Source organism: Mesorhizobium tamadayense, from assembly GCF_003863365.1.
GTDB lineage: Bacteria > Pseudomonadota > Alphaproteobacteria > Rhizobiales > Rhizobiaceae > Mesorhizobium > Mesorhizobium tamadayense.
The window spans coordinates 88,111-106,417 of the sequence record NZ_RQXT01000007.1; the positions used below are offsets into that span (position 1 = coordinate 88,111).

At 65.8% G+C, this 18,307-nt stretch carries 12 protein-coding genes and 1 pseudogene; 3 read left to right on the forward strand and 10 right to left on the reverse strand.

Going from position 1 to position 18,307, the window contains the following annotated elements; genetic code table 11:
- Positions 1-145 precede the first annotated feature (145 nt).
- The 3 genes from EH240_RS08135 to EH240_RS08145 form a co-directional block, all read right to left on the reverse strand.
- A complete protein-coding gene (locus EH240_RS08135; protein WP_124997001.1) occupies positions 146-2,521 on the reverse strand; it encodes an aldehyde dehydrogenase family protein in 2,376 nt (791 codons plus the stop codon).
- 69 nt (positions 2,522-2,590) lie between these two features.
- Positions 2,591-3,646 carry a deoxyribose-phosphate aldolase gene (gene deoC / locus EH240_RS08140; RefSeq protein ID WP_124997176.1) on the reverse strand — a complete coding sequence of 352 codons (1,056 nt, stop codon included), beginning with the start codon at positions 3,644-3,646 and terminating at the stop codon, positions 2,591-2,593.
- A gap of 210 nt (positions 3,647-3,856) precedes the next feature.
- Positions 3,857-4,684 (reverse strand): ferredoxin--NADP reductase, encoded by an 828-nt coding sequence (locus tag EH240_RS08145; protein ID WP_124997003.1) that lies wholly within the window; start codon positions 4,682-4,684, stop codon positions 3,857-3,859.
- Positions 4,685-4,904: 220 nt separating this feature from the next.
- Between EH240_RS08145 and EH240_RS08150 the strand changes: the two genes are divergently transcribed.
- Together EH240_RS08150 and EH240_RS08155 are read left to right on the forward strand one after the other, a co-directional pair.
- On the forward strand, positions 4,905-6,977 hold the full coding sequence (locus EH240_RS08150) for a hydantoinase/oxoprolinase family protein (RefSeq protein ID WP_124997005.1): 2,073 nt from the start codon (positions 4,905-4,907) through the stop codon (positions 6,975-6,977).
- A gap of 2 nt (positions 6,978-6,979) precedes the next feature.
- Positions 6,980-8,695 carry a hydantoinase B/oxoprolinase family protein gene (locus EH240_RS08155; protein WP_124997007.1) on the forward strand — a complete coding sequence of 572 codons (1,716 nt, stop codon included), beginning with the start codon at positions 6,980-6,982 and terminating at the stop codon, positions 8,693-8,695.
- 346 nt (positions 8,696-9,041) lie between these two features.
- Here the strand turns inward: EH240_RS08155 and EH240_RS08160 are convergent.
- The 7 genes and pseudogenes from EH240_RS08160 to EH240_RS08190 all read right to left on the reverse strand — a co-directional run.
- Positions 9,042-10,079: pseudogene (locus EH240_RS08160) on the reverse strand (IS4 family transposase); the annotation flags it as partial.
- Positions 10,080-10,371: 292 nt separating this feature from the next.
- Positions 10,372-10,833 (reverse strand): MarR family winged helix-turn-helix transcriptional regulator, encoded by a 462-nt coding sequence (locus tag EH240_RS08165; RefSeq protein WP_124997009.1) that lies wholly within the window; start codon positions 10,831-10,833, stop codon positions 10,372-10,374.
- Entirely contained in the window at positions 10,830-11,414 is a 585-nt protein-coding gene (locus EH240_RS08170) for an amino acid synthesis family protein (protein ID WP_124997011.1), read from the reverse strand. The genes EH240_RS08165 and EH240_RS08170 overlap by 4 nt, the downstream gene beginning before the upstream one ends.
- Complete coding sequence (locus EH240_RS08175; RefSeq protein ID WP_124997012.1) at positions 11,407-12,288, reverse strand: UPF0280 family protein; 882 nt, start codon at positions 12,286-12,288, stop codon at positions 11,407-11,409. Before EH240_RS08175 ends, EH240_RS08170 begins: the two co-directional genes overlap by 8 nt.
- On the reverse strand, positions 12,288-13,823 hold the full coding sequence (locus tag EH240_RS08180) for a 6-hydroxynicotinate reductase (protein ID WP_124997013.1): 1,536 nt from the start codon (positions 13,821-13,823) through the stop codon (positions 12,288-12,290). The genes EH240_RS08175 and EH240_RS08180 overlap by 1 nt, the downstream gene beginning before the upstream one ends.
- The gene (locus EH240_RS08185; protein ID WP_124997014.1) at positions 13,820-16,588 is read right to left on the reverse strand and encodes a molybdopterin-dependent oxidoreductase; all 2,769 of its coding nucleotides are present in this window, start codon (positions 16,586-16,588) and stop codon (positions 13,820-13,822) included. Before EH240_RS08185 ends, EH240_RS08180 begins: the two co-directional genes overlap by 4 nt.
- Entirely contained in the window at positions 16,585-17,442 is an 858-nt protein-coding gene (locus EH240_RS08190; RefSeq protein ID WP_124997016.1) for an FAD binding domain-containing protein, read from the reverse strand. Before EH240_RS08190 ends, EH240_RS08185 begins: the two co-directional genes overlap by 4 nt.
- 249 nt (positions 17,443-17,691) lie before the next feature.
- On the opposite strand from EH240_RS08190, the gene pncA reads away from it, so the two are divergent.
- Complete coding sequence (pncA, locus tag EH240_RS08195) at positions 17,692-18,306, forward strand: bifunctional nicotinamidase/pyrazinamidase (protein ID WP_124997018.1); 615 nt, start codon at positions 17,692-17,694, stop codon at positions 18,304-18,306.
- Position 18,307: the final 1 nt, after the last annotated feature.

The window sequence follows — 18,307 nt, forward strand, 5'->3', positions numbered from 1 at the left end:
ATGTGCCAGGCGAGCCTGCCGCCTGACTGTTATTTCCGCAGGCCAATTGTTTTTTCTGGTTAAAGAACACATGACGGCGCGTCAAGCCAAAGAGGCCTGGCAAACGCGCCCGAATATCCAAGGCGCGTTGCCCGGTTCGATCGGCTTAATCGCCGTAAGGCACCCACACGTTCTTGACCTCGATGGCGCGGCGCAGGAACGCCTCGCCGGCGGCCTCGCTCGAGGTCCAGTCGAGGCTGCGGCCATTGCCGGTCCAGACGCGCTTGAGATTGCCGATGGAGTCGGCCTCCGCCTTGGCGCAGGTATCGGCGTCGGCAAACACCCAGAGCCCGTCGACATCGTCATGCTTGGCCAGCACGCCGCAGAGCTCGGCGCTGCGGCCGGTGACGATGTTGATGGCGCCGGCCGGAATGTCGGAATATTCGATCACCTGGTAGAGATCGGTGGCGAGCAGCGGGTCGCGCTCCGACGGAATCGCCACCACGGTGTTGCCCATGGCGAGAGCCGGCGCCACCAGCGAGATGAAGTTGAGCAGCGGCTGATTGTCCGGCGCCACGATGCCGACGACGCCCACCGGCTCATGCAGCGCCAAAGTCACGACGCGGGCCGGCGGCTGGTGCACGCGGCCTTCGAACTTGTCGGTCAGGCCGGCATAGAGGAAGAGCCGCTCGATCGACTGTTCGACCTCTTCCCGCGCAGCCTTGGCGGCGACGCCGGTGAGCTGGACGAGGCGGGACGCGAACTCGTCAGCGCGGCCGGACAGGTTTTCGGCGAAATAGTAAAGCACCTGGCTGCGGTTGAAGGCGGTCGCTTCCGGCCAGGCCTTGCACGCGCGGGCAGCAGCAACTGCATCACGGATATCCTTGCGGTTGCCGAGGCCGACTTCGCCGGCAAGCTTGCCCTTGGCGGTGGCGACGGCCAGCGAGTAATTGCCGTCCGGACGCACCTGCTTGCCGCCGATGAACAGCTTTGCCGTGCGGTCGATGGCTGAGCCATCGGCCTGCTCGACCGGCTGGGCGGAGGTAGCCGTGGCCGGCTTGATGGCGGAGCCGACTGGCGGCTTCGCCGCCAGATATTCGAACATGCCTTCGCGCCCGCCCTCGCGGCCGAAGCCGCTTTCGCGATAACCGCCGAAACCGCAGGCGGCGTCGAACATGTTGGTGCCGTTGACCCAGACGACGCCGGCCTTCAGCTGCGGCGCGACATGCAGCGCCAGATTGACGTTCTCGCTCCACACCGAGGCGGCAAGACCGTAGCGCGTGTTGTTGGCAAGCTCGATCGCTTCCTCGGTGTTGCGGAAGCTCATCGTCGCCAGCACCGGTCCGAACACCTCCTCTTGCGCCAGGATATTAGCCGGCGCAACAGAAGTCGCGAGCGTCGGCAGATGATAGTAGCCTGTCGTCGGCAAGGCGGCGTCCGGCTGCCAGCAGACGGCGCCCTGCCTGGCGCCTTCGGCGATCAGGCCCTTGACACGGTCGAGTTGGGTGCGATCGACCAGCGGGCCGATATCGGTGTTCTTGTCGAGCGGGCTGCCGACGCGCAGCCGGCTCATCCTGACCTTGACCTTGGCGATGAAGGCGTCGGCGATGCCTTCCTGCACCAGAAGGCGCGAGCCGGCGCAGCAGACCTGGCCCTGGTTGAACCAGATGCCGTCGACCAGCCCCTCGACGGCGCTGTCGAGATCGGCATCCTCGAGGACGATGAAGGCCGACTTGCCGCCAAGCTCCAGCGACAGTTTTTTCCCCGAGCCGGCCGTCGCCTTGCGAATGATCTTGCCGACTTCGGAAGAGCCGGTGAAGGCGATCTTCTGGACGCCGGGATGGTTGACGATGGCAGCGCCCGCTTCCGGCCCGCCCTGGACGATGTTGACGACGCCCTCCGGCACCCCGGCGCGCTCGCAGATCTCGGCGAACAGGATGGCGGTGAGCGGGGTGAATTCGGCCGGCTTCAGCACCACCGCGCAGCCGGCGGCAAGCGCGGGCGCGATCTTCCAGGCCAGCATCAGCAGCGGAAAATTCCACGGGATGACCTGGCCGACGACGCCGACCGGCTTGTGACCGGGAAAGTCCTTCTCGAGCGTCTGCGCCCAGCCGGCATGATGGATGAAATGGCGGATCGCCAGCGGCACGTCGATGTCGCGGCTCTCGCGGATCGGCTTGCCGTTGTCGATCGATTCCAGCACCGCGAACAGGCGCTGGTGGCGCTGCATGGCGCGCCCGATGGCGTAAAGCACCTTGGCTCTGGCGTAGCCCGAGCTGGCGCTCCATTTCGGCAGTGCCTTGGCGGCTGCCGTGACCGCGGCGTCGATATCGGCGGCGCCGGCGTCCGAGACCTTGGCGAGCAGCTTGCCCGAGGACGGCTCACTGGTGTCGAAGGTCTTGCCGCTTGCGGCCGCCTTCCAGGCGCCGTCGATGAACAGCGCCTTGGAGAAGTCGCGCGCGGCCAACCAGGCATCGGCCTCGTTGCGGGCTTCCGGCGCCGGGCCGTAATCCATGGCGTGATAGCGTTCGAGGATGTTCATGGCGCGGCTCCCTTCAAGAGGAGATTTTTGTTTTAGGAAGCGAACTCGGCGTTCAAGGCTTCAACCGCTTCAAGCCATCGCGTGGCGATGGTTGGCCGAATAGTGGCCGGTCAGGTGATGCTCGAGCTGGCGTTCGATATCGGTGAGCAGGCTGGACGCCCCGAAGCGGAACAGGTCCGGTTCGAGCCAGGGCCGTCCCAGCTCTTCCTTCATCAGCACCAGCCAGTCGAGCGAGACTTTCGCCGTCGAGATGCCACCCGCCGGTTTGAAGCCGATGAGATAGCCGGTCTCCTCGAAATAGGCGCGGATGGCGCGCACCATGGCAAGGCCGACGGGAAGCGTGGCGTTGACGCTTTCCTTGCCGGTCGAGGTCTTGATGAAGTCGGCGCCCGCCATCATCGCCACCATCGAGGCGAGCATGACGTTGCGCAGCGTGGCGAGGTCGCCGGTGCCGAGGATGACCTTCAGATGGGCATCGCCGCAGGCGGCGCGCATGGCGACGATCTCGTTGAACAGCTCGCGCCATTTGGCGCCGTAAACCAGGCCGCGCGGGATGACAACGTCGATCTCGTCGGCGCCGTCGCGCACCGAGGCCTCGATCTCCTGCAGGCGGGTCGGGAGCGGCGCCAAGCCATGCGGGAAGGCGGTGGAGACGGCGGCGACATGGATGCCGGTGCTGCGCAACGCCTCGACCGCGGTGGCGACGAAAGGATGGTAGACGCAGACCGCCGCCGGACGGATGGTTTCGCCGGCAATGCCCAGACCCTCGACGATATCCTTGCGTAGCGGATTGACCGCCTTGGCGCAAAGCCGGCGCACGCGCTCGTCCGTGTCGTTGGAGTTCAGCGTGGTGAGGTCCATGCAGGCAATCGCCCGCAGCAGCCAGGCGGCCTGGTTGTCGGCCTTGATCGAACGCCGCTTGGTGAGCGTGGCGACGCGGCGCTCCAGCGCCGAGCGGTTGACGCTGCGCACCGATTCCAGGAAGCCAAGATCGAGCTTCATGCCTGGGTTGCGGGCAATGCCGTGCTCCGACGGCATCGGCGCGTTGGCGGCGGCGCGCGCCGGCAGCGGCATCACCTTGGACGCGCCTGCGCCTGCGCCGGCCTCGCGGATCGTGCTGCCCATCTCCTGCCCTTTCATTCAGCGACCTCACGCTCATGTCTTGGTGCGTGTCGTTTTCCCAAACCGTTCGACATTTTTGGGCGACACGCACGAAGATAGCCCGTGAAGCAGCGCTTCACGAGTCTTTCAAAGGTTCATAGCGGAAAAAGGCCGCGAAAGCAGCAGATTTTTGACCGTATGGTCAAAAGGCAAACGAAGCGACGTCGGCTGATCTCAGCCGACGAAGGCGCGCTCGACGACGAAGCTTGCGGGATGGCTGAGCGAGCCTTCCTGGAAGCCGAGGCTTTCGGCGAGCTCCTTGACGTCCTTCAGCATGTGCATCGAGCCGCAAATCATGATGCGGTCGGTCTCGGGATTGAGCTTGTCGATGCCGAGGTCGGAGTAGAACTTGCCCGAGCCGATCAGCGCGGTGATGCGGCCCATGCGCGCCGACTCCTCGCGGGTCGTCGAATTGTAGAGCGTGACGCGGCCGCCGGTCAGCTCGCCGATCAGCGGATCGGTCTCGAGCGCAGCCACCAGCTCCTGGCCAAAGGTGAGCTCGGCATTGTCGCGGCAGGTGTGGGTGAGGATGACCTGGTCGAACTTCTCATAGGTGTCGGGATCGCGCAGCAGACTGGCGAAAGGCGCGATGCCGGTGCCGGTCGAGATCATGACCACGCGCTTGGCCGGGGTCAGCGCGTCGAGCACCAGCGTGCCGGTCGACTTCTGGCGCATGATGACCGTGTCGCCGACCTCGATCTTCTGCAGCTCGGAGGTCAGCGGACCGTCCGGAACCTTGATCGAGAAGAATTCGAGCTCGTCGTCCCAGGCGGGGCTGGCGACGGAATAGGCGCGGAAGATCGGCTTCTCGGCATTGGGCAGGCCGATCATGACGAACTCGCCGGAGCGGAAGCGCAGCGACTGCGGGCGGGTGATGCGGAACGAGAACAGCCGGTCGGTGTAGTGCTTCACCGACACCACCGTCTCGGCATAGACATTGGCCGGGATCGGAAACTGCAGCGGCTTGGCGCCGGCGATGTTGACCGCGGATGTCGTGTTCATCAAACCCAACTTTCCGGCGCGGACGCGAGGCGCTGGCGCCAAACTTTCTCCTGCGCGTCCGAACGGTCAGGTTCCGACGTGCTCCTCACACACTGCCAAGCGGTAAGCTCTTGTGTCGGAAACTTATTAGTATACAAATGATCTTCAGGTCAAGATGGCGACGTAAAACGCCTTTCCAAACCGAGGCATATCCGTAGTCCTGGCATTTCGGGTTTCGGCAATGAATGAGAATTTTTCGGCGTCGGCGGGAAGTGTAGTGGCCGGCATCGATGTCGGGGGTACTTTCACCGACCTGCTTTTGGTCGACGGCAAGGCCGGCGGCAAGGTGCATATCGCCAAGACCCCGACTACCGTCGAGAACCAGGCATTCGGCGTGGTCGCAGCACTCGCAGCGACCGGCTTTCCGGTCGACGGCATCGACCTCATCGTGCATGGCACGACAACGACCACCAATGCGGTGCTGGAGCGCCGGTTGGCACGGACCGGCATGATCACGACGCGCGGCTTCCGCGACGTGATCGAGCTCGGCAGGCGCACGCGGCCGCAGGCCTATGGCATGACCGGAACTTTCGTGCCGGTCATTCCGCGCGATCTTCGGCTCGAAGTGTCGGAGCGGGTCGAGGCATCCGGCGCCGTGCGCATCCCGCTCGACGAGGCCGAGATGCGCGACGCGGTGAAGCGGCTGCTCGACGCCGGCTGCGAGTCGCTCGTCATCCATTTCCTGCATTCCTACGCCAACCCGGCGCATGAGCGCCGCGCGGCGCAGATCGCGGCGGAACTCTGGCCGAACGGCCACATCACGACCGGCCATGCGCTGCTTTCGGAAGCGCGCGAGTTCGAGCGCGGCGTGACCGCGGCGGTCAACGCCTCGGTGCAGCCGATCCTCGAGCGCTATGTCGAACGGCTGCGCAAGGAGCTCGGCGCCAAGGGCTATGCCCGAGACTTCCTGATCATGAACGGCAATGGCGGCATGATCTCGGCCCGCTTCGTCACGCAGGAATCGGCAAAGACGGTGATGTCCGGCCCGGCCTCGGGCGTGATTGCCGCCGCCTATACGGGAAAGCGCGCCGGGTTCGGCAACCTCGTCACCTACGACATGGGCGGCACCTCGACCGACGTGTCGCTGATCCGCAATGCGGAACCGGCCGTGTCGAACGAGATCGAGATCGAATATGCGATGCCGATCCATGTGCCGATGGTGGCGGTGCACACCGTCGGCGCCGGCGGCGGCTCGATCGCGCGCGTCGACGCTGCCGGGCTGATCCAGATCGGCCCGGAGAGCGCCGGCGCCAATCCCGGCCCGATCTGCTACGGGCGCGGCGGCACCGAGCCGACCATCACCGACGCCAATCTTGTTCTCGGACGGCTGGCGCCGAAGAAGCTGCTTGCCGTCGACAATCCGGTCACCGCCGAGCGCGTGACTTCCATCTTCGAGGACAGGATCGGCAAGCGGACCGGCCTTTCCGGCGTCGAGGCGGCCGGGGCGGTCTTGAGGCTCGGCAACATGAAGATGGCGGGCGCCATCCGCATGGTCTCGGTGTCGCGCGGCCACGATCCGCGCGATTTCGCGCTGTTCGCGTTTGGCGGCGCCGGGCCGCTGCATGCGACGGCGCTTGCCCGCGAGCTCGGCTTGCCGAGAGTGCTGGTGCCGGCGCGGCCCGGCATCACCAACGCGCTCGGCTGCGTCGTCGCGGATCTGAGGCACGACTTCGTTAACACGGTCAACCAGCCGGTGGCTGGCCTCGACGAAGCAAAGCTTCGCGAGTTATTGGAACGGCACCGTAACGAAGGCGAGGCGCTGATCGCCAAGGAGGCGGTGAGGCCGGATGCGATCCGCGTCACTCATTCCGCCGACATGCAGTTCGTCGGCCAGACGCACATCATCAACGTGCCGCTGCCGTCCTCCTCGGTGACGCGGGCGACGCTGCAGCAATTGTTCGAGAAAGCCTATTTCGCGCGCTTCAAGGTCGAGCTGCCGGAGATCCGCGCCAACCTAGTCAACCTCAACACGTCGGTGACCGGCGTGCGGCCGCAGATCGACCTGTCGCGGCTGATCGATCCGGCCGGCCGAGAGGCAAGCCTCGAAGAGGCACGGCGCGAAATCCGGCCGGTCTGGTATCATGGCACTTGGCACGACACGCCGGTCTATGCCCGTGAAAAGCTGCCGCTCGAGGCGATCATCGAGGGGCCTGCGATCCTGGAACAGATGGACGCCACCACCGTGCTCGAACCCGGCGACCGCGCGCGCTCGGACGCCGACGGCAACATCATCATCGACATCGGCGAGGCCTGACGATGCCAGCGTTCGAAGAGGCAAAGCTCGACACGATCACGCTTTCGGTGCTGCAGGCGGCTCTGCAGCAGGTTTGCGACGAGATGGACCTGACCTTTTCCCGCGCGGCCTTCTCGCCGGTCATCGCTGAAGCCAATGATCGCTCCGACGGCATCTATTCGGCCGTCGACGGCTCGCTGATCGCGCAAGGCAGCCAGGGTCTGCCGGTGTTCGTCGGCGTCATGCAATACTCGACCAAGACGGTGATCGAGATGATCGCCGACGGCCGCTGCCTGGCGCCGGAATCCGGCGACATCTACATCGTCAACGACCCCTATCTCGGCGGCACGCATCTGATGGATGTGCGCTTCGTCATGCCGGTCTACCGGGACGGCAAGATCTTCTGCTGGCTTTCCAACACCGGGCACTGGCCGGACATCGGCGGCTCGGTGCCGGGCGGCTTCTCGGCCTCGGCGACCGCTGTCGAGCAGGAAGGCTTGCGGCTGCCGCCGGTGAAGCTGTTCAAGAAGGGCGTGCTCGATCCGGAGATTTACGCCATCATCTGCTCCAATATCCGCGTTGCCGACCAGCGCATTGGCGATATCCGCGCGCAGGCTGCAGCCTTGCTGATCGGCCAGGACAGGCTCAATGAAATCCTCGATCGTTACGGAGACGAAACCGTCGTCGAAGCGATCGCCGAGCTGCGGCGCCGCGCCGCCGACCAGATGCGCGCCTCGATCGCGGCGATACCGGACGGCGTCTACCGCTCGCAGGCCTTCGTCGATTCCGACGGGGTGGTGAACGAGCCGCTGACCATCAATCTCGCGGTCGAGAAGAAGGGCGACACGCTCACCTTCGATTTCGCCGGCTCATCAAAACCCTGCGCCGGGCCGATGAACAGCGTGCTGGCGACGACGCTGTCCTCGGTCTATCTCGCCATGCGGCATATTTTTCCGGAGGTGCCGATCAGCGCCGGCGCCTTCGAGCCGCTGATCGTCAAGCGGCCGGAAGGCACCTTCCTCGACGCGAGATATCCGCGCCCGGTCTCGGGCTGCGCGGCCGAGGTCTCGCAGCGCATCGCCGAAGCGGTGTTTGCGGCCATGGTGCAGGCGCTGCCCGAGAAGGTGACGGCAGCGCCCGCCGGCTCCAGCGGCAATTTCGCGCTCGGCGGCAACGATCCTGCGCGTGGCCGCGACTATGTCATGTACCAGATCTCGGGCGGCGGCTATGGCGGCAATGCCGGCCATGACGGACTAAGCAATGGCTGCTCGACCATCGGCATTTCGAAGTCGCCGCCGGTCGAAATCATGGAGCAGGCCTTCCCGGTGCTCTACCGGCACTATGCGCTGCGCGAAGGCTCGGGCGGCGCCGGCAAGCATCGCGGCGGTTTCGGGCTCGCTTACGAGGTCGAGATCCTGCGCGGCGAGGCGCGCGCCTCCTTCGTCATGGACCACGGCCGCTTCGGCCCGCAGGGCGCGCTCGGCGGCAGGGACGGCGCTCCCAACACGGTAACGGTGTTCCGGGGCGGCGAAGCGCACGTGCCGCCGCATCTTTCCAAGGAACAGGACATAGCGCTCAAGGCCGGCGATCGCGTGCGCGTCGGAACACCCGGCGGCGGCGGTTATGGCTACCCGCGCGAGCGCGACCCGGGGCTGGTCGCCGAGGATGTCCGGCTCGGCTACTACACGCCCGAACAGGCGCAGGAGATGTTCGGAGTTGTCTTATCAGCGGTTGATTGAAAGGGCGACGGAAAGAAGGCGCGGCCCGATATCGATCCAATCCAAGCACCACGTCGAGTTCCTTCACACCCCCCTCTGCCCTGCCGGGCATCTCCCCCGCAAGGGGGGAGATTGGCGGCTTCAGCCTTGGCGCCCTCCCTTCAACGCCGGAGATCGGCAAAGGCGGAACGACCATCCGATCTCCCCCCTTGCGGGCTACGCGATTCACACATTTCGGAGGCTCCAACCATGCTTGATGGCGTGGAACTGAGTGAGGCCTCTGATCATGACGATGGGGACCTGGCTTTCCGTAGTAGCCGGTCCAACCACCGAGCCTTGCGAAGATCCAGGCGGCGTAGGCGAGCGAGCCTTTGGGATGCGGGTTCTTCTGCTTTGCGGTCTTGCCCTCGAGGGTTTGGCAGACGCGCTCCAGGGCGGGCTGGTCGTCGGGATCGAAGACATCGCCGAGAGGGCGTTTGGCTTCACCGTCGCGCTCGGCGACGAGCTGCATCACCTTGAGTGCGGCGATCAGAATGGCGATGACGAGCTTTTCGAGCGGGCCGTCCTGCTCCTGGCGCAAGGCTTCAACGTCGAAGCCCTTTGTCTTCATGGTGCGGAACAACTGCTCGATGGTCCAGCGCAAGCGGTAAAAGCCGATGATGCGGTGCGCGTCGGCGATGTCGTTGACCTGATGAGTGGTGAGCAAGAACCACAGCGCCGGCTCCTCGCCTTGGGGAGCATTGGTCTCGCGGCCGATGACCAATGTCACGCTTACGGTTGCAGGCAAGCCGTCGGCGGCCGTGCGCGGTTTGGGCCGCTTGATCTCGACCTTGCCGAAGCTGACGGACAACTCGGCCCTGCGGGCCTTGCGGCCAGGCGTAGCAGGCAACGCCACCGTCATGCGGCCCGCTTCGCCCCATGTCTCGGCCTTGGAGAACAGAGACGTTGCGTCGGCGAGGCGCCGGTCTTGAGCGGCGCGCACCAGCTTCTCCACATTGGCCGGCTTGAAGGCGAAGCATTCGTAGATGTCGCCTTCGCGATCTTCGATGACCGTGACGCAGGCCGCGCCGGCTTCGGCCAGGGCGCCGGCACTCTGTGCGCCGGACAGCCAGCGCCGGCTGTCCTTGTCCTCAAACGTCTTTTGCCTGCGCTTCTCGCGTTCGCCGCCCCGACGCTTCAGAACGAAGGTCTCGACCAGCCCAAGCACCGTCCCCGCATTGGCGTCCACCGCGATGACCGGATGAAAGGACAGGCCCACGCCTTTCTCATCCACCCGCAGAGCCGACGTGTCCTGAATGGCAAGCACGTGCCGGCCGGCGACCTGAGCGCAGGTGCGCTCCCGCGCTGCCGACACCATCTCGTCGAGCCTCACCTTGGGATTGTGCAAAAACCGCGTGATCCGCATCTCGCCGGCGCGGTCGCCCCCAGCAGCCTGACGCTGACACCCCTGCCGCCATGCGCGACAAGGCGTTCATACAAGAAGGCCCCCCTTTTTCTCGCCGTGCGTCCCCAACTCTCCCAAGCTCAGTTCCTCTCCTATGCGCGAATCGCCGCCATACGGAGTCAGCTTCAAAGCCGCGCCGCAACCCCTCTCAGATGTGTGAATGTCGTAGCCTTGCGGGGGAGATGGCCGGCAGGACAGAGGGGGGTGCTGTCCCTCTAGCGCCCAAAGGTGCGACTCTGTCGAAATCAACGTTTCACGCCAGCTTCGCCAGCAGGCGCAGGAAGGTCGCGGCTTCCTTGGCCGTCAGCGGCGCGAGCGTCTCCTCGGTGATGGTGCGGGCAAGCGGGATCAGCCGCTCGATCGCCTCGCGGCCTTCGGGCGTCAGGTTGACCAGCAGCCGACGCTTGTCGACCTCGTGCTTGGAAAGCTCGACCAGCCCGCGCGCCTTCAGCCGGTCGATCACACCCTTCACGGTGGCGGCGTCCATGGCAATCAGCGTGCCAAGCTGGTTCTGCGAGGTCTCGCCGATGTCGTAGAGCTTGGCGAGAGCTGCGAATTGCGGCGGCGTCAGATCGGCGATGTGGGAAGCGAAGATCGCGACATGGCGCTGGTGCGCCTTGCGCAGGATGAAGCCGACTTGGTCCTGCAGGTGATAGTTGTTTTCGTCCGGCTCTTCGGCCTCGACCAGCCGCAGCAGATTGTCCTCGCCGCTCATCTCAACCCGTCCCATGCCTTGATGTCGCTCGCGGCGAAACCGCCCATGCGGTTGTGGACGCGCGGGCCGCACGTCATGGCGAGGCAGAACAGGATTTCGTCGGGACGCGGGCCGTCGCTGACGCCAACCTCCATCGCGTCGAAATGACTGCGCACATAGGCGGCGTTGATGTGGCCGAGCGGCACGTCGAGCCGAGCGCCGAAAGCGCCGACCTTCTTTGCCGACGGCACGATCGCCTTGGCGTCGCCAAGCCGCTCGCGCATAGCATAGCCGCCGGGAACGTGCCACAGCGCGCCGTGCTCCAGCTCACCCGCCGTGCCGACGATGGCGCCCTTGCCATAGCCGTCGATCTTCTTCACGTCGCCGCCAAGTGCTGCGATCAGCTTATCGGAAAGCAACAGCCCGAGCGGCTTCAAATCCTCCATCGCGCCTTGCAGGTCCTCGACATAGCGGCCGGCGAACGGGTTCCTGACCACGGCGAGAGCTGCCGCGCGGCGGCGCGGTTCCTTCGCGGCCGGCCCGCCATCGTGAAAAATCTCTTCGGTCAGTACCGCGACCTTGCGGATCGGAAAGTCAGACATGGGCAGTTTCCTTCGTTTTATGCTTGTTGGGCGCGGCAAGCGCCACGGAACCACTGATGCGGGTCTCGCCGGCGAGGAATAGCGCCGAGGCGGCGATCAGGCCGCGCCGGCGAAAATCTTCGGCGACGGCAAGGCCGTTGTCCAGCGCGAGCGCGATCTCGGCTTCGGAGAGCCTTCCGACGCCCTGCGTCACAAGCCGTTCGCCAAGGTCGCTGTCGGGCGCAAGCTCACGCGCGGGAACGCGCTCAACAGCGGGATGGCCGGGCAGGTCGACTGCATTGGCGATGAGGGTCGCCGCCGCATCCGCCTCGGCGCCAGTCCGCGCGAGAACCGTGACCGCGTCGGCGATGCCAAGCGAAAACGACCGGCCGCGCCAGCCGCTGGTGGCTACGCCGTACACGCCGTCTTCGGCATGGATGGTGATGCGGTCCGCCATGCCGTGCCCGGTGCCAGCGATCGCCAGCGTCATCGACTGGCCCTTGCCGAGATGTATGGCGCTGTCGCCGCCATTGTTCACATAGGCGCGATCAAGCCGGCGTCCCGCGAGCAGCGCAGAGAGAATTTCGTCGGCTACAGAACCGGCGACGGCGGCCATCGGCGTGATGAAGCTTTTTGCCAAGGGTGCGACGGCAGCCTCCATTCGCCGTGCAGTCGGACCGGCGAAAGCGCGCGGCTTCAAGGACGCCGGGCGGCGCAATTCGGGGAGTTCCTCAACAAGCTCGGTCAAGATGGTCTGGAAGCGCGCGACGGCCTGAGCGTAGGCGGCGCGGCATTCATCCGGCTCGCCGAAAGCTTCGACAATGAGGTCTATCGGCCCATGATTGAGATGAAGCCGCCTGCCGTCGGCGAGCCAATGCGCCTGCGGGCCGTTCATCACTTGGCTCCGTTGGCGCGACGCAATTGCGCCAGCGGCGGCCAGGGATTGCCGGCCGGCGCGCCGGCGCCACGGCGCGGATTGAGGTACTCGCCGCCCTTAGCAAGAATGTCCTCGACGCTGCGGATCTCGCTCTCATAGCCGCCCAGCCGGACGTAATCGTCGCGGCGCATGGTGAATTCGATCGGCGCGACCAGTGCCGGCGTCGGCACATAGCCGAAGGCGCCTTCCGGCACGCGGGTGACATCGACCATCAGCGTGATGCCGCCGCCCGGCCAGACATAGACCGGCGCGCCACCGACGGTAACGTAAGTCTTCAAGCCCTGCACCGAGCGGGTGAGATTGACCGGGTTCTCGGTGACGCCGGCGCGTAGCGAGCCGCCGGCGCCGCCGATGAACAGAACGGTGCAAAGCGCCGGCTCGCAATTGTCCTCGATCAGGCCGACGGATTTCTGCAGCCGTTCCGGGAACGGCTTTTCGACCGGCTTCAGCTGGTCGTCGAGCTCGTAATAAGCGAACTGCTCGCCGGTGGTCGAAACCATGAGCAGCGACAGGCCAGGACGCGCGCCCTTCTTGGGGTTCCAGTCGCCGAGGATCGACAACGGATCGGAGATCGTGGTGCCGCCCCAGCCAAGGCCGGGTTCCGACACCTTGAAATAGCGACCCGGCGTCGAGCGGCGGCCGATGATCTTTATTCCGGTATCCTGCCAGCCCAGCACCTTGCCGGCCTGATGCTCGGAGACGACGCCGGTGATGTGGTCGTCGACCACCACCACCTCGTCGACCAGCCCGCGCCATTGCGTGGCGAACATGCCGATCGTAGCCGAGCCGCAGCCGACACGCATGCGGTGCTCGGCCTTGCCGTCGATGACCGGGGCCTTGCCGGCCTCGACGATGATCGTCGCGCCGCCGTCGATGGCGAGCTCGACCGGTTTGCGGTTGCAGAGATTGAGCAGCGCGTCGCAGGTGGCGCGCCCCTCCGCCTTCGAGCCGCCAGTCAAATGATGGACGCCGCCGAGCGACAGCATCTGCGAGCCGTATTCGCCCGTCGTGACGTGGCCGATCGCCTCGCCTTCGGAGCGCACCGTCGCCGTCTCATCGCCGATGTGGCGGTCGGTGTCGATCTTCACCTTGACGCCGCAGTAGGAGAAGATGCCCTCGGTGACGACAGTGACGAGATCGACGCCCTCAACCTCCTGGCTGACGATGAAGGGCGCCGGCTTATAGTCCGGATAGGTGGTGCCGGCGCCGATGGCTGTCACAAAGCGCCGCCCGGTATTGACCAGCTCCCCGCCCCACGCCTCGCCCTCGGCGACGAAAGGCACGACCGCGCCGCCGGTTTCGGCCGCATGGTCGAGGATGGTCAGCGGGTCCATGCGCACGATGCGGCCGCCGACATTGCCGTAGCGGTCGCAGGCGCCGGTGCGCCCTTCAGCGATGTAGCACATGACCGGGCAGGCATCGCAGCGGATCTTCTCCGCCACCTGCTTCTCGCCGGGATCGTGGGTTTCGAAACGTTCGGCAAGCTCGCTCATCGGCGCGCCTCCTTCTCGCGGATCGCCGCCAGGATGCGGCTCGGCGTCGCCGGCACCTTGGTGACCAGGACGCCGGTGGCATGGCGGATGGCGTTGAGGATCGCCGGCGCGGTCGGGATCAGCACATGCTCGCCCAGGCCCTTGGCACCGAAGGGTCCTTCCGGATCCGGAACCTCGATGAGAATATGCTCAACCGGCGGCACGTCGCCGATCGTCGGGATGAGATAATCGTGCAGGTTCTCGGTGCGGCCGGGGATGTATTCCTCCATCAGCGCCATGCCGATGCCTTGCGCAATGCCGCCCTCGATCTGGCCTTCGACCAGCACCGGGTTGATCGCCTTGCCGACATCATGCGCGGCGGTGATCTTGATCAGCTTCACGGTGCCCAGTTTGAGGTCGACCTCCAACTCGGCAATCTGCGCGCCATAGCCGTAGACGGCGTAGGGCTTGCCCTGGCCCTTGGCATCCAGCGGCAACGTCGGCGGGTCGTAGGTTTCTTCCGCGACGAACACCAACCCGTCTGCACCAGCCTTCAGCGCCGTGAGATCGATACGCCGGGTTGCCTCCCCTTCGCGGATGGAGATGCTCGCGCCGTCTAGCGCGATCGTCGCCCGGTCCGAAACATTGGCAAAGCGCAGGATTTTCTCGCGCAGCGCGCGTCCTGCCTTCTCGGCGGCCTTGCCGGTGACAAACGTCTGGCGCGAGGCCGAGGTCTTGCCGGCGTCCGGCGTGATGGCGGTGTCGGCGCCCTTCAGCCGGAATTTTTCCAGCGGCAGGCCGAGCGCGTCGGCGCAGATCTGGGTGATGACCGTGTTCGATCCCTGGCCGATGTCGACCGCGCCCTGATGCAGGACGACATCACCGGAGGCCGAGATGCCGACCTTGATGGTCGAGGGGTTGGGCAGCGAGGTGTTGCCGCAGCCATACCAGCAGGAGGCGATACCGACGCCGCGTTTGCTTGCCATGTTGACGGCGTTGAACGCTTCGGCCTCTGCAAGCGCGCGCGCCCAATGCGGACGGAGCGATTCCAGGCATTCGCCAATGCCGACGCCCGACTCCAGGCACTGGCCGGTGACCGTTTCGGAACCGTTCCGAAGACAATTCTTCAGCCGGAGCTCGAGCCGGTCCATGCCGAGCTTGCCGGCGAGCTCGTCATAGAGCGTCTCCTGCATGATGGTCGCCTGCGGAACGCCGAAGCCGCGGAAGGCGCCGGCGATCGGGCCGTTGGTGTGGATAGCATAACCTGTTGCCCGGTAGTTCGGCGTGTCATACGGGCCGGAGGCATGCACCGGCACGCGGTTGGCGACCGTCGGCCCCCAACTTGCGTAGGCGCCGGTGTTGAAGTCGCCGGAGAATACCATGCCAGTGACGCGGCCTTCGGCATCGGCGCCGATGGTCGCCTTCATCTCGGCAGGATGGCGTTTGGTGGTCGACACCATCGATTCATTGCGCGTGTAGGCGAGCGCGGCCGGTCGGCCCGTCTTCATTGCCACAAGGCCGATGAGAGGCTGCAGTGAGACGTCGAGCTTGGAGCCGAAGCCGCCGCCAGTCGCGGTCGGCACGATGCACACCTTGTCGACCGGCAGGCCAAGCACCTTTGCCGTGTCGTCGCGGTCCATATAGGGCGCCTGCGTGCAGGCGACGACGACCAGCGTGTCGCCGTCCATGCAAGCATAGCCGGCTTCCGGCTCGATATAGGCATGCTCGACGAAAGAGGTCTCGATGGCGCCGGACGCGGTGACGACGGCTGCGGCAAGTGCCGCGTCAGGGTCGCCACGCACGACAAACCCTGACGTGAGCAGGTTCGCAGGCCGGTGGCTGTGGATCAGCGAGGCGCCGTCGGCTTTCGCCTCACCGGGCCGCAGCACATGCGGCAATTCCGTCCAGGCGACCGGAAAATCCGCCAGGTCGAGATCGAGGATGGCCTCGCGTTCGCCGGCGACCAGCGCCACCGCCTCGCCGCGGAAACGCGCGAAACCGTCGGCCAGCGCCGGCTGATCGGCAAAGGGACCGATGACGCCGAAGCAGTTGTGGCCCGGAATGTCGGCGGCCGTGAAGACACCTACGATACCGGGGTGCGCCTTTGCCCAAGACTCCAGGTCGCCGAAGCTGAAACGGGCATGGTGGTGCGGCGAGCGGACCACCAGGACGCCAAGCGCATCGGCGGGAAAGCTGTCGCCGCCGAACTTCTCGTCGCCGGTGACCTTCGGCACGCCATCGAGGCGGATCGGCGAGGCGCCGACGGCGTGGCCGGCCTTCGGCAGGCGAGGGTCGACACCATTCATGTGGCGCGAGGCTTGCATCACCGCCGCGACGATCTTGCGATAACCGGTGCAACGGCAGAGCACGCCGCCCAGCGCATCCTGCGTCTCGGCCTCGCTCGGCGTGGGGTTGCGCTCCAAAAGCGCCGTGGCAGCCACCAGCAGGCCCGGCGTGCAGATGCCGCACTGCGCAGCGCCATGTTCGAGGAACGAGGCCTGCAGCGCGGAGAGCCTGCCATTGGCGAGGCCTTCGACCGTTGTGACGGAACTGCCGCTCACGGACGCCGCCGGCACAAGGCAGGCGCAGACCGGATTGCCGTCGACCAGCACCGTGCAGGCGCCGCAATCACCGGCGTCGCAGCCGACCTTGGTGCCGGTCAGCCGCAACTCGTCGCGCAAAACCTGCGACAGCCGCCGCACCGGCGGCACCGAGACGCTGACCGCGGTGCCGTTGACCTCGAAGGCGATGTCGGCGCGTTCCATGCCGGTCTGGTCCATGCTCATGCCGCCACCTTGCTTTCGCCCAGGCCGATGGCGCCGCGCACGGCGCGGGCGACGATCTCGCGCGCCGCATGGTCTCGATATTCGGCGCTGCCGCGCACATCGCCGATCGGCGACAGCTCATCGATCGGCGCCGAAAGCACCGCGTCGGCGAGCGCGACCGTCACGGGCTGGCCGCGAAGGGCCGCCTCGACGCCGGCGAGACGACGGGCGACCGCCGAACAGGCGCCAACGGCGATAGCGGCATCGGCGACGGCACCATTCTCGATGACGAGGCGAGCCGCAGCCATGGCAATCGAGATGACCAAATAGCGCCGCGCGCCAAGCTTGACGAAAGCTGACGTGCCGACAGCCGAATGCTTCGGGACGCGAATGGCGGTGACCATCTCGCCGGGCAGCAAGGCCGTGCTGCGATTACCGAGGATGAACTCGCTAAGCGGCAAGTGGCGCATGATTTTTGCTGACCGCAGTTCGACATCGGCATCGAGCACCAGCAGTGCCGGCACGCCGTCGGCGGCGGGCGAGGCGTTGCAGAGATTGCCGGCGACGGAAGCGACGTTCTGGATCTGGACGGAGCCGACCTCGCGCGCAGCCGCCTTCAGCGCGTCGAACGCAGCCGGCAGCGGCTGGCGCACGATGTCGGTCCAGGTGGTGCGGGCGCCGATCCGCCAATGCTCGTCCGTCTCGGCGATGCCGCACAGCGCGGCAAGACCGTTGATGTCGAGGATGTTGTCGCGGAAAGGTTTCGCGCCCTGCGCCGGATAGAAATCGGTGCCGCCGGCAAGAATGCGCCACCGGTCCTCGCCAAGCAGAGCGAGCGCCTCGTCGACCGTGGTGGGTTTCGCGTAACGGATCACGCTTTGCCTTCCCAGAAAGGAGCCTTTCCGAGGGAATCTGCCGGCGTCCAGGGTCAGGCAAATTCATTCGTATGCAAATGATATCAACTTCGCCGCGATTGTCAAAGCGAAGTGGTCGGTCAGGCCTGTCACAAACCGGCCGCCACGGCTTTGTTATGCCTGTGGAGGTTGACGCCGCCGGCCATCTGGTCAAGGTTCCGTGTCCGGTCGCGTCAACTGGAGCCCAAGCCGACACAGAAGGGAGGCCGCATGGCCGAGGAAGCGCTCATCGTCATCGACCTGCAGAACGACTTCTGCCCCGGCGGCGCGCTGGCGGTGGCCGGCGGCGACGAGATCGTGCCGCTCGTCAACGACCTGATCCGGCGGACCGAGCATGTCGTGCTGACGCAGGACTGGCACCCCGCGGGCCATTCGAGCTTCGCTTCCAGCCATCCCGGCAAGCAGCCCTTCGAGACGATCGAGATGCCCTACGGGCCGCAGACGCTTTGGCCGGATCACTGCATCCAGGGCAGTCTCGGTTCCGATTTCCATTCGGGGCTCGCCTGGACCAAGGCGGAACTGGTGATCCGCAAGGGTTTCCGCACGGCGATCGATAGCTATTCGGCTTTCTTCGAGAACGATCATAAGACGCCTACCGGCCTTGCCGGCTATCTCAAGGAACGCGGTATCGATACGATCACCCTGGTTGGGTTGGCCACCGATTTCTGCGTTGCCTATTCGGCGCTCGATGCGGTGAAGCAGGGCTTCAAGGCGACCGTACGGCTCGACGCCTGCCGCGGCATCGATCTCAACAGGTCGCTCGACACGATGCTGAAGCGGATGCAAGACGCCGGCGTGACGCTCGAAGACCATTCGTCGGAATGAC